Below are 12,461 nucleotides of genomic sequence, written 5' to 3'. Positions count from 1 at the left end.
CAGTCCTCAGGACTGTTTGTGTCCGAGCAAAGCCCCCCGGGCTCGCGCAGCGGACTGGTAAAGCCAGATCCGCCCACACCGCTTGATGTACGGCGGCGCTGCGCGCGCTTGAATCGGACGGAGAGGGTTGTGGCCTCGCATTGAGATGCGGTGCCGCCACCCTGCCCGCTCGCCACAAGCCGGCCCGCTTACTGCCCGACGACCCGCATCGCCCTATGGCTTGATCGTGAAGATCACGCCGGAGTCGACGCTCCCTCCAAACTCAGTCGTGCCAAGCAGCTTGTCTTCGCCCAGGCGTACGAGACCATCGCTCGGAAATACCCCATCGCTCCCGTTGAAGTTGTGAAGAGTTTTGTACGTCCCGCTTGTGGAGACGGAGTAGGCAGCGCCACAACCCGCCGGTTTGCAGTTCACATCATCCCCGCCATAACGGAGGACGCCATAGAGAAGATTCTCAGGTCCGAACACAAGCGTGCCAGTTGGAGAGTTGCCTTCGTGCAGGGAGTCGAACTGATGCACCAAGCTGTAGTCGCCGGTGGTGGTGATACGAAACACCGTGCCGCCATTGCCACTGCCCCCGCCGGTGGTGGTGCCATAGAGCACCCCGTCAGACGCTTCGACGAGGCCGGAGGAGGGGCTGTCGCCGGCTGAGCTATCAAAATCGTGCAGCACCGTTACCTCGCCTTCCGGCGTCATGCGATACAGCGTTCCGTACTGATGCTTGCCACCTTGCCAGGTAGTGCCGTAGAAATTCCCATCCTTGGCCAGCATCAATGGGCCTGACGGGAATGCTCCGTCACCATCTTGACCAGTGAACGAGTACAGCATGCGGACAACGCCCGACTTGCGGGAATATTTGAAGATGGCGCCGCAGCCCGAAGCATCATTGACAAAGCAAATCGGAGCCTGACCGGTGCCTCCTTCCACCGTGGTCCCGTAGAGCGAGCCATCTGGACCTTCTACCAGCGCCGCCGCAGGCAACGCGCCCTTCCTGCCACCGCGCTTAAATGCGTACAACAGCTCGAAATTGCCGTCGGCGTCCATGCGGAACAAGGTGCCACCATCCCGCGGGCCTCCGTAGTATGTCGTCCCGTAGAAATTGCCATCTGAGGCCAGAAGCAGTGAAGCCCAGGGAAACTGCCCGTCGGTCACGAAGTCGAATGAATGCAGCATCTTCGTAGTGCCATTCGGCTTCATCCGATAGATGGTTCCGCAACCGTAGGGCCGGCAGTGGGTTCCGACTCCGCCCTCGCTGGTCGTCCCATAGAAGTTGCCATCGGGCCCCAGGACCAAGGCGGCATTGGGGCGCCCGCTCAGCGGGGCGCCCTCGAAATCGTGCAGTACCTTGAATGACTCGCCGGCAGGCATCTGGTTGGTGGCCCGGTCGGGCGTCTGGGCGTTGACCAACGCGCAAGCCAGCGCAGTCGCACCCCAAGTCAGTATTCGAAACGTCAATGTCAAGGCATCCTCCCGTTTGATCCGTGTGAGTTTGACCGTGTGAGATTGGCAGCCAGCTGCCATGCCCCCTCCGGCCGATTGTCGGCGGCCGCGAAGTCGGCCAACCCCTCTGTCGAGGCTTGCACATTTGACAGGGACAGTGGCTCAACAGGTGATCCCACCCACGCCGATGTCGCGAGACACGGGTCAAGGGGATTGCCACAAAAGCTCCGGAATAGCCCGCCCACCGACCGTCTTTTCGGCGCTTGGGGCTGGCGCCGGCCCCCTACCCTTGGCAGGATATGGAGCTGCTCGCCCCCCCACCTGCCCTGCCCGCCCCGGACCTGGCCACCGCGCCACCCTCGCCGCCTGTCGGCGAGGTGCTGGACCTGCTGCGCCAGGCGGTCACCGCCTTTCGCGCCGGCCAGCCGCAGGCGATGGCCGAGGCCTGCCTGGCGGCGCTGAAGCTGGCGCCGACCCAGCCCGAGGCGCTGCAGCTGATGGGCGTGGCCCAGCACCTGCTCGGCCGGCACGAGACGGCGCTCGAATGGCTGGACAAGGCCGCCGAGCACAAGGCCGATGCGGCCGACCTGCACGTCAACCGCGGCGAGGTGCTGCGCACGCTGACGCGCTGGCCAGAGGCCGAGGCGGCGCTGCGCCGCGCGCTGGAGCTGCTGCCCGACAACGTCGAGGCGCTGAACAACCTGGGCCTGGTGCTGCAGGCCCGCGGCAACCACGCCGAGGCCGACGCCGCCTACCAGCAGGCGCTGGCGCTGCGGCCGGGCCATGTCGAGGCGTTGAACAACCTGGGCACGCTGCACCAGGAAACGCGTCGCCCAGCCGAGGCCGAGGCCTGCTACCGCGCGGTGCTGGCCGCGCAGCCGAACCATGTCAACGCACTGAACAACCTTGGCACCTTGCTGAAGGAAGCCGGCCGCGGCGACGATGCCGCCGCGCTGTACCGGCGCGTGCTCGAGATCGACCCGAAATTCCACCGCAGCTGGAACAGCCTGGGCCAACTGGCCAAGGACCGCGGCGACTACGACGAGGCGATCCGCTGCTACCAGCGCTCGCTCGAGCTCTCGCCCGGCAACGCCGACACGCTGTACAACATCGCGCTGGCCGACCTGCTGTTCGGCCACCTGCAGCGCGGCTTCGCCGGCTACGAAATACGCTACCACCCCCGCTCGCAGAACAAGAGCGCACCGCGCCCGCCGGCGCTGGGCTGCCCGATGTGGCAGGGCGAGCCGCTGCACGGCAAGCACATCGCGCTGGTGCGTGAGCAGGGCCTGGGCGACCAGCTGCAGTTCTGCCGCTACGCCGCGATGCTGCGCGACGCCGGCGCCGAGGTCACGCTGATCGTGGACGGCCCGCTGGTCGAGCTGTTCAAGAGCCTGGACGGCCCGGCGCGTGTGATCGCCCCCGGGCAGATGCACAACCACCGCTACGACTACTGGTCGTTCCTGCTGAGCCTGCCGCACCGCATGGCCACCACCGCCGGCCGCATCCCGGCGGTCGTGCCCTACCTGCGCGCCCCGGCCGGCAAGGCCGCCGCGTGGCGCCAACGGCTGGCCAAGCCGCCGGGCGTGCGCGCCACCGTGGGCCTGGTCTGGGGCGGCAACAAGGACCACGCGAACAACCGCAACCGCTCGGCCCGGCTGCAGACGCTGGCGCCGCTGCTCGAGCTGCCCGGCCTGCGTTTCGTCAGCCTGCAAAAAGGCGAACCGGCCGAAGAGCTGCGCACCTCGCACTGGAAAGACCAGGTGCTCGACCTCGACGCCGAGCTGAACGACTACACCGACACCGCCGCCGCGATGGCCGGGATCGACCTGCTGATCTCGGTCGACACCTCGGTCGTGCACCTGGCAGGCGCATTGAACAAACCCTGCTGGGTGATGGTCGCCCACGGGCCCGATTGGCGCTGGCTGCGCGAAGGCGAGACCACCGACTGGTACCCCAGCCTGCGGCTGCTGCGCCAAAGCGCGCCGCAAGACTGGGACAGCGTCGTGCAGACGATGCGCGAGCGGCTGGCCAACTGGGCCCCGGCCCGGCTGGTGCACGCCGCGACCGAGTTGCTGAGCCGCGCGATGGCCGCGCTGAACGCCGGCCAGGACAGCCGCGCCGAAGCGCTGTGCCGCGAGGCGCTGCTGGCCGACGCACAGAGCATCGACGGCTGGCATTTGCTGGCGCTGGCGTTGAAGCGCCGCCACCGCTTTGCCGAATCGCTGGCCGCGTTCGAGCAGGCGCTGGCGCTGGCGCACGAGCCGGGCTTTCGGGCCGTCATCCTGTCGAACCGCGGCAACACGCAACAGGCTGCCGGTGACCTGGCCCATGCGGTGGCCAGCTACCGAGAATCGCTCACGCTGGTGCCGCGCCAATCCGCCGCCTGGTCGGCGCTCGGCCAGTCGCTGCTGGCCCAAGGCAAGCCGGCCGAGGCCGAGGCCGCCTGGCGCGATGGGCTGGCCAGCGGCTGCGAACCTGCCGGCCTGCTGAACCTGCTGGCCGCCGCCGCCCAACGCCGCGGCGCGCCCACCGAAGCCGAACAACTCTTCCAGCAATCGCTGTCGCACGAGCGCAGCGCGCCGACCGAATACAACCTCGCCAACCTGTACAACGACGCCGGCCGCCCGGCCGACGCGATCGCGCACTACCGCGCCGCGCTGGCGATCGACCCGCAGTACAGCCTGGCCCAGACCTCGCTGCTGCGGGCCTTGCAGGCGGCCTGCGATTTCGACGGCGCCCGCGTGGCCACCGAGCAGGTGCTGGCCGCGGTGGACAGCGGCGGCGAAGACCCGCTGGCCGGCCCCGCGCAGCCGGTGTTCCCGTTCGCCTACCTCGCGCTGCCGGCCACCCGCGCACAGCAGCGCCGCTGCGCGCGCCAGTGGGTGGCCCGCCAATACGCCGCGCAGATCGCGCGTGCACCGCAGATCCGCTATGCCCCTGCGCCCGAGCGCGCCGCGGTCGACAGCAAGCTGCGCATCGGCTACCTCTCGTCGGACCTGCACGCCCACGCCACCGCTTACCTGATGGCCGAGGTGTTCGAGCGGCACGACCGCTCGCGCGTCGAGGTCTACGCCTACAGCTGCGGCCCGAACGACGGCAGCGCGATGCGTGAACGCCTGGTGCGCGCCGTCGACCACTTCATCGACTGCGCCACGCTCGGCCTCGAAGACCTGGCCCAGCGCATCCACGCCGACGGCATCGACATCCTGGTCGACCTGAAGGGCTACACCCGCGACACCCGCAGCGGCGTGCTCGCGCTGCGCCCGGCGCCGGTGCAGGTCAACTTCCTCGGCTACCCGGGCACGCTGGGCGCCGACTTCGCCGACTACGTGATCGGCGACCCGGTCGTCACGCCGCTGGGCCACGCCGCCGACTACGACGAGCGCATTGCCCAGCTGCCGCACTGCTACCAGCCCAATGACCGCCAGCGCGCGGTCGGTGCGAAGCCGTCACGCGCCGAGGCCGGATTGCCGGACGACCAGGTCGTGCTGGCCTGCTTCAACTACAGCTACAAGATCACCGAGGCGGTGTTCGCGCGCTGGTGCCAGGTGCTGCAGCGCGCGCCGAACACCGTGCTGTGGCTGTTGCGCTCGAACCCGCTGGCCGAGGCGAACCTGCGGGCCGCAATGCAGGCGCAGGGCCTCGATCCGCAGCGCCTGTATTTCGCCCCCGAGAAGCCGCTGGCCGAGCACCTGGCCCGCCTGCAGCTGGCCGACCTGGTGCTCGACACCGAGCCCTACAACGCCCACACCACGTGCAGCGATGCGCTGTGGGTCGGCGTGCCGGTGCTCACGCGCACCGGCGACACCTTTGCCTCGCGCGTGGCCACCAGCCTGCTGCACGCGGCCGGCGTGCCCGAGCTGGCGACGGCCAGCGCCGAGGCCTACATCGAGCTGGCCGTGGCGCTGGCGCAAGACCCGGCGCGCCTGCAATCGATCAAGCACCGCCTGGTCACCCAGCGCCTGGCGATGCCGCTGTTCGACAGCACCGCCTGGACGCGCGACCTGGAGAACCTCTACGACCGCATGGCCTGGCGCCAGCGCGAGGGCCTGAAGCCCACCGCGCTCGGCGCGATGACCGCCTGGCCGGCCACCGCGATCGAGCGCGCCTTCACGCTCTACCAGGCCGGTGCCGACGACGAGGCGCTGCCCTATGCCGAGGCGGCCCTGCGCGCCGAACCGGGCCGCGCCGACGGCTGGACGCTGCTGGGCATCCTGCACAAGCGCCGCGGCGACCTGGCCCTGGCCGAGGCGGCCTACCTGCGCGCGACCGAGCTGCAGCCAGCCTATGCCGACGCCTGGAACAACCTGGGCAACCTGCGCCGCGACCGCGAAGACAAGGCCGGCGCGCTCGCCGCCTACCGCGAGGCCGTGCGCCTGAACCCCGACAACGCCGAAACCGTGCACAACCTCGGTGTGGCGCTCGAACACTTCGGCGACTGGGACGACGCGCTCGCCGCCTTCGACACCACCGTGCAGCGCGACCCGCAGCATGTCGACGGCCACTGGAACCGCGCGCTGGCGCATCTGCTGCACGGCCAGTTCCAGCAAGGTTTCACCGATTACGAATGGCGCTTCGCGCGCCGCCAGCCCGAGCCGCGCGATTGCCCGCAGCCGGTGTGGGACGGCTCACCGCTGAACGGCCGCACCGTGCTGGTCTGGGCCGAGCAAGGCTTTGGCGACGCGCTGCAGTTCCTGCGCTTCGTGCCCGAGGTCAAGCGCCGCGGGGGCCGCGTCGTGCTCGAAGTGCTGGGCGAGATGATGGGCCTGGCGGCGCGCATCCCGGGGGTCGACGCGGTCACGCAGCGCGGCCTGCCGCCGCAGGCGCTTCCTGCCTTCGATTGCCACATCGCGCTGATGAGCCTGCCGCACGTGCTGGGCATCGCCGACGACACGCTGCCGACGCTCGTGCCCTATGTGCATGCCGACGCCGTGCGTTGCACGCATTGGCGCCAGCGCCTGGTGGACCATGGCTGGCAACCCGAGCGCGAGCTGGCGGTCGGCTGGGTCTGGGCCGGCAACCCGAATGTCAAGAACGATGGCCAGCGCTCGCCGCGTTTCGCGCCGTTCGCACCGTGGTTGCGCCTGCCGGGGCTGCGCTGGTTCGTGCTGCAAAAGGGCGACGGCCAGCGCGACCTCGCGGGGCAAGACCTGCCCGCCCACTTCGTCAACCTCGACAGTGAGATCCAGAGCTTCGACGACACCGCCGCGGTGATCGCCGAGCTGGACCTGGTCATCACGTCCGACACCTCGGTGGCCCACCTGGCCGGCGCGATGGGCAAGCCGGTCTGGGTGACGCTGCCCTTCCACCATGACTGGCGCTGGGGCCTGGACGACACGCAAAGCGCCTGGTACCCGAGCGCGCGCCTGTTCCGCCAGGCCACGCGCGGCGACTGGTCGCCGGTGCGCGACCGCGTCGCGTCGGCCCTCGGCCAACTCGTTCGGCAGCAGCTGCCTCGCACCGCGGGCGCCGCCCCGGCAGATGCGGCCGGCTGGCTGCAGCGCGCGTTCGCGGGTTACCAATCGCCGGTGTTCGACGCGGCCCGCGCCGAGGCCGACGTGGTCGCCGCATTGCAGCGCACACCGCAGCGCGCCGACGCCTGGGCGCTGCTCGGCGCCGTCCACCGCCGCGCCGGGGCCGATGGCCGCGCGGCCGAGGCCTACCGCCGCGCGATCGATGTCGACCCCGCCTACACCGACGCGTGGCGCAACCTGGCCAACCTGCACAAGGCACGCGGCGAATTCACCCAGGCCGATCGCCTGTATGCCGAGGCACTGCAACGGCAGCCGCACGATGCGTTGGCGCTGTCGCAGCAGTCCGACCTGTGGCGCCAGCAGGGCCGCACCGCCGACGCGGTGCGCGCCGCGCAGGCCGCGCTCGCGTTGCGGCCCGGCTTTGCCGAAGCCGCCCTGCACCTGGGCAACGCCTGCCTCGATGCGCACGACACCGAGGCCGCGCTGGCGGCCTACGAGCGTTGCCTGGCGCTGCAGCCCGGCAGCCTCGAAGCTCACTTCAACCTGGGCATCGCATTGCAGCGCGCCGACCGTGCCGCCGACGCGCTGCCGCATTTCGAGGCCGTGCTGGCCATGCAACCGGCCCACCACCGCGCCCGCTACAGCCTCGGCCTCGCGCTGCAATCGCTGCAACGCCTGGACGACGCGCAGGCGCACTACGAAACCTTGCTGGCCGCCGAGCCAACGCACTTTGCCGCGCGATTCAACCTCGCGGCGATCCACCTGGCGCGCGGCGCCCACGCCGCTGCGCTGGCCGAGCTCGAACATTGCCAGCGCTTGCAGCCCGGCCACCTGGGCGTGCAGTTGCAGGTGGTCCATCTGCGCCAGCAGTTGTGCGACTGGGGCCAATTGCCCGACGCGGCGGCCCTGCGCACGCTGGTGCAGCAGCTGGGCACTGCCCCGGCGGCCGATGCACCGGCCTTCGACCCACCGTCACCGTTCTCGGTGCTGTCACTGCCGCTGCCCTTGAGCGATGCCGACATCGCACCGATCGCTGCACGGCACGCCGCACACATCGCACAACGCGCCGGCCCACCGCTGGCGCCACGCCGCGCGGTCGACCGGCCGCGCCTGCGGCTGGCCTACGCCTCGGCCGACTTCCACAACCACGCGACGATGCACCTGATGCGCGGTGTGTTCGCGCGCCATGACCGCGCACGCTTCGAGCTGAGCGCCTGGTCCTTCGGGCCCGACGACGGCAGCGACTACCGGCGTGGGCTGAAGCGCGACGTCGACCAGTTCCACGACGCCAGCCACCTGACCGACCGGGCGCTGGCCGAGGCGCTGCGCGCGGCCGAGGTCGACATCCTGATCGACCTGAAGGGCTACACCCGCGACGCACGCCCCGGCGTGTTCGCGCTGCGCCCGGCACCATTACAGCTCACCTGGCTCGGCTACCCCGGCGCCGCCGCGGCACCGTGGTTCGACGCGACGATCGGTGACGCCACCGTCACGCCGCTGTCGGCGCAACCGGCCTTTGTCGAGCCGATCGTGAACCTGCCGCACTGCTACCAGTGCACCGACGACACCCAGCGCGTGGCCTCGACCGGCCTGACGCGCGCCGACTGCGGCCTGGCCGACCACGCGGTCGTACTGGCTTGCTTCTGCACCCACTACAAGCTCGACGCCGAGACCTTTGCGATGTGGCTGCGCCTGCTGGCCGACGAGCCGCGCGCGGTGCTGTGGCTGGTCGACGGCCCGGCCGAGACGCGCGAGCGGCTGCGCGCCGCCGCACAGGCGGCCGGCATCGCCGCCGAGCGCCTGGTGTTTGCGCCGGTCTGGCCCAAGCCCCGCCACCTGGAGCGCCTGGCCCTGGCCGACCTGGTGCTCGACACACGCTTCTACAACGGCCACACCACCGTCAGCGACGCGCTGTGGGCCGGCGTGCCGGTGCTGACCGTGCTCGGGTCGACGTTCGCCGGCCGCGTGGGCGCCAGCCTGCTGCGCGCGGCCGGCCTGCCCGACGGCGTGTCGAACAACGTCGCCGACCATGAAGCACTGGCCCGCCGCCTGATCGCCCACTCCCATGAGCGCCAGGCCTTGCGCCAGCGCCTGCGCGAAGCGCGGGGCCGCTCACCGCTGTTCGACACCCACAGCTTCGTGATCGACTTCGAAGCAGTCATCGAGCGCCTGTGGCGCGACAAGCTCGCGTCACAATCCGCAGCGTGAGCACCGACACCTCGTTCGATCGATTCGACCCCGCCCGCAAGCTGCTGAGCCTGGAACAGGCCGTGGCCGAGCACGGCAGCCGGCCCGGCACCGTGTTCACCAACGGCGTGTTCGACGTGCTGCACCGCGGCCACGTGGCCTACCTGGCCGCGGCCCGCGCACTCGGTGACCGGCTCGTCGTCGGCGTCAACAGCGACGCCTCGGCTCGCCGCCTGGGCAAGGGCCCGGACCGGCCGCTGAACCGCGAGATGGACCGCGCCTACCTGCTGGCCGGGCTGGAGAGCGTTGACGCGGTGCTGCTGTTCGACGAAGACACGCCGCTCGCGGTGATGGCCCGGCTGAAGCCGCTGATCTACGTCAAGGGTGGCGACTACGACATGGCGACACTGGCCGAAACCCCGCTGGTGCAGAGCTGGGGCGGTCGCTCGCTGGCGCTGCCGTTCGTCGACGGCTACTCGACCACCGCGCTGGTGCGCCGCATCCGCGGCTGAGGGGCGCCGAGGGCGCGGGTACGCCCGCTTGCAGCGGCCCGTGCGCGGGCCAAGAATCGATGCGCCAGGGAGCCCATCTGAAACGAAGGAATCGACACATGCGATGTCGCAGCCTGGCGCTTGTGGGGCTCGCCCTGCTGGCGGCGGCCGCTTGGGCAGCACCAGCCTCGCCCGCCGTGCAAACCATCGTCTACCCGCGGTCCGAAACCTTCGTCGACCCGCGTGACGACTACCCGGTCGAGCTGCTCGCGCTGGCGCTGCGCAAGGCCGACAAGGCCGTCGAGCTGAAGCCCAACCCGATCTTCATGCTGCAGGTGCGGCAGATCGTCGAGCTGGAGCAAGGCAACAGCCTCGACGTGATCTGGACGATGACCTCGATCGAGCGCGAGAAGACGCTGCTGCCGGTGCGCGTGCCGATCGACCGCGGGCTGCTCGGCTGGCGTTTGCTGCTGGTGCGGTCGCAGTCGCTGCCGCGGTTCGCCGGCCTGTCGACGGCGCAGCAACTCAAGCCGCTGCGCGCCGGCCAGGGCTTCGATTGGCCGGACACGGCGATCCTGCGCAGTGCCGGCTTCGAGGTCGACGAATCGGTGCGCTACAGCGACATCTTCCTGAAGCTCTCCGGTGGCCGCATCGACTACTTTCCGCGCTCGGTGCAAGAAATCTGGGGCGAGCTGGCGGCCCACAGCGGTTCGGCTTTCGCGGTCGAGCCGTCGCTCGCGCTGCACTACCCGGCGGCGATGTACTTCTTCGTCAACCGCCAGAACACGGCGCTGGCCGCCGACATCCAGCTCGGGCTCGAGCGCGCGCTGGCCGATGGCTCGTTCGAGGCGCTGTTCCAGCGCCACTTCGGCGCGGCACTGAAGCGGGCCGAACTCGACAAGCGCCGGGTGCTGGAGCTGGGCAACCCGCTGCTGCCGCCCGAGACCCCGCTCGGCAACCGCAAGCTCTGGTACCAGCCCACACGCTGAGACAAAAAAATAGGGCCACGATGGTTGCCCATGGTGGCCCCGAGGAGGAGTGGTCTCTGATCAGCGGATGGCGCTCGCCGCATGGTTCACATGCTCGTCGCGCCTCCCGCACCAGGCTAAGAGCACGGGCTGTGCCATGACCCGCTGAAGCTCGGGAAAGTCCGTAAGAAACGGCCGCCGAAACCGCCACCATCACCCTTCAGAGCCCGGCACCGGCAACAGCCGGCAACAACCAGGGCGGATTTCCGCACCGCGCGCCGCACCGGAAGTGCGGGAATCCACACCTGCCGGTCGGGCCGGGTTCAGTGATACAGCTCGGTGCTCGACAGCAGGCTGCGGTCGTCGCCGCCGGCGCCGATCAGCAACTTGCCATTCACCAGCAGCGTTGCGGTGTGGCCCCGCCGGTCGTGAGACAAGGACGCGCCGGCGGTCCACTGGCCGTTCGACGGGTCGAAGAGTTCCGCACTGCCCAGCACGTCATGGAAGGTCTGGACGCTGCCGTTGGCATCCAGACCACCGGTCAGCAGCACCCGACCATTGGGCAGCAGCGTGGCCGTGTGCTCCGCGCGCGCGGCCGTCAGCGGTGCGGCCGCCGACCACGTCCGGGTCGCCGGGTCGAACAACTCAGTGGCCAGGCCGGCGCCGAATCCGCCTGCCGCCAGCACCTTGCCGTTCGGAAGCAGCGTGGTCGAATGAACACCGCGAGGGACGACCATGTGCCCCGCCTCAGACCACTTGCCGGATGCCGGGTCGAACAGCTCGCTGCTGCCGACAAAACGCTCGACGGGAGACAAGGCATCGATCCCGCCGCTGACCAGCACCTTGCCGCTGGGCAACAACACGGCCGAGTGACGCCAGCGCCCATCGTGCATGGTGGGCAGGCTTTGCCATTTGCCGGTCGCCGGGTCGTACAGCTCGGCGCCTTTGAGCGTGCTGCTCAGCGTGTCGGAGCCCCCCGTGACCAACACCTTGCCATTGGGCAGCAGCGTGGCGGTGTGGTACTTGCGGTTCGTGTCCATGGAGCCGGTCTGCGTCCATGTGCCGGTGGCGGGGTCGTACAGCTCTGCGCTCGATTCGGCGAACAGGAAGAAGTTGGCCCAGTCGGCGCCGCCGACGACCAGCACCCGCCCGTCCAGCAGCCGGGTGGCCGTGTGCGCCACCCGTCGAGCCAACGGATCGCCGGTGGCCGTGAACGCCCCCGAGACCGGGTCGTACAACTCTGCGGACGCGTCTCTGGACTGGGTCTGCCCATGGCTGAGCAAGACCTTGCCATTCGCCAGCAGCACGGCCGTGTGAGCGTAGCGCGCGTGGCCCATCGCACTGGCGGGGGCGAACTCGCCCGTGCCGCCCGGCAAGCCACAGATCACGTTGACGTTGGCGATGTCGTTGCCGCCCATCGTGCCGACGCCATAGGTCGATGTGCAGGGCTGCGGCGTGGGCGTGGTTGCCGCCAGGTCGACGCGGTAGGCGCTGTCTTCGGCCACGCCCTTGGCAAAGGCGAAGCGCCCGTCGGCATGGACAGTCACGCTGTCACCGTTGTTGGTCAGCACCAGGCTGTTGCCGGCCATCAAGCCGGTCACCGTCCCGCCCAGCGAGCGAGAGACGGCGCTGGAGCCCCCGCCCCCGCCACACCCGACCAGCACGGTGATGGCCGCCATGGCCGCAGCGCGAGCACGCCACGCGTTAAAAGCATGTGTCATTTTGAATCCTCCCGAAATGCAACCGAGGATTCTGGCCCAGCGAACGCGTCGCCAATGACGCGGCGTGCGCGCCACTGCACGATTGGTTGAGATCAGGCCGATCGGCTGACTGCGCGCGCGACTTTGGTCGCAGTTTTGAGCGTATTGCCGCCGTGCGCCGGCAGGCCGTCGGTCGGGTTC

General features: G+C 69.8%; 5 protein-coding genes. 3 read left to right on the top strand and 2 right to left on the bottom strand.

The genetic code is table 11. The annotated features are described in order from the left end of the window. Positions 1-213: 213 nt before the first annotated feature. The gene (locus tag ACE3SG_RS02290; RefSeq protein ID WP_374562320.1) at positions 214-1,461 is read right to left on the bottom strand and encodes a choice-of-anchor tandem repeat GloVer-containing protein; all 1,248 of its coding nucleotides are present in this window, start codon (positions 1,459-1,461) and stop codon (positions 214-216) included. Positions 1,462-1,739: 278 nt separating this feature from the next. Between ACE3SG_RS02290 and ACE3SG_RS02285 the strand changes: the two genes are divergently transcribed. From ACE3SG_RS02285 to ACE3SG_RS02275, 3 genes are all read left to right on the top strand, one after another. After that, a complete protein-coding gene (locus ACE3SG_RS02285; protein ID WP_374562318.1) occupies positions 1,740-9,122 on the top strand; it encodes a tetratricopeptide repeat protein in 7,383 nt (2,460 codons plus the stop codon). Positions 9,123-9,163: 41 nt separating this feature from the next. Next, the gene (locus ACE3SG_RS02280; protein ID WP_374562447.1) at positions 9,164-9,613 is read left to right on the top strand and encodes an adenylyltransferase/cytidyltransferase family protein; all 450 of its coding nucleotides are present in this window, start codon (positions 9,164-9,166) and stop codon (positions 9,611-9,613) included. Positions 9,614-9,711: 98 nt separating this feature from the next. Further along, positions 9,712-10,581 (top strand): hypothetical protein, encoded by an 870-nt coding sequence (locus ACE3SG_RS02275; RefSeq protein ID WP_374562317.1) that lies wholly within the window; start codon positions 9,712-9,714, stop codon positions 10,579-10,581. A gap of 302 nt (positions 10,582-10,883) precedes the next feature. On the opposite strand, the gene ACE3SG_RS02270 is transcribed toward ACE3SG_RS02275, so the two are convergent. Beyond that, positions 10,884-12,281 carry a Kelch repeat-containing protein gene (locus tag ACE3SG_RS02270; protein ID WP_374562316.1) on the bottom strand — a complete coding sequence of 466 codons (1,398 nt, stop codon included), beginning with the start codon at positions 12,279-12,281 and terminating at the stop codon, positions 10,884-10,886. Between the last annotated feature and the right edge of the window lie 180 nt (positions 12,282-12,461).

The organism is Ideonella sp., assembly GCF_041914305.1.
GTDB lineage: Bacteria > Pseudomonadota > Gammaproteobacteria > Burkholderiales > Burkholderiaceae_C > Ideonella.
This window is presented reverse-complemented; position numbering and strand designations above follow the sequence as displayed.

Coding starts and splice junctions, on each gene's coding strand:
- ACE3SG_RS02270 (WP_374562316.1), bottom strand. CDS start 12,281: ATGACACATGCTTTTAACGCGTGGCGTGCTCGCGCTGCGGCCATGGCG.
- ACE3SG_RS02285 (WP_374562318.1), top strand. CDS start 1,740: ATGGAGCTGCTCGCCCCCCCACCTGCCCTGCCCGCCCCGGACCTGGCC.
- ACE3SG_RS02275 (WP_374562317.1), top strand. CDS start 9,712: ATGCGATGTCGCAGCCTGGCGCTTGTGGGGCTCGCCCTGCTGGCGGCG.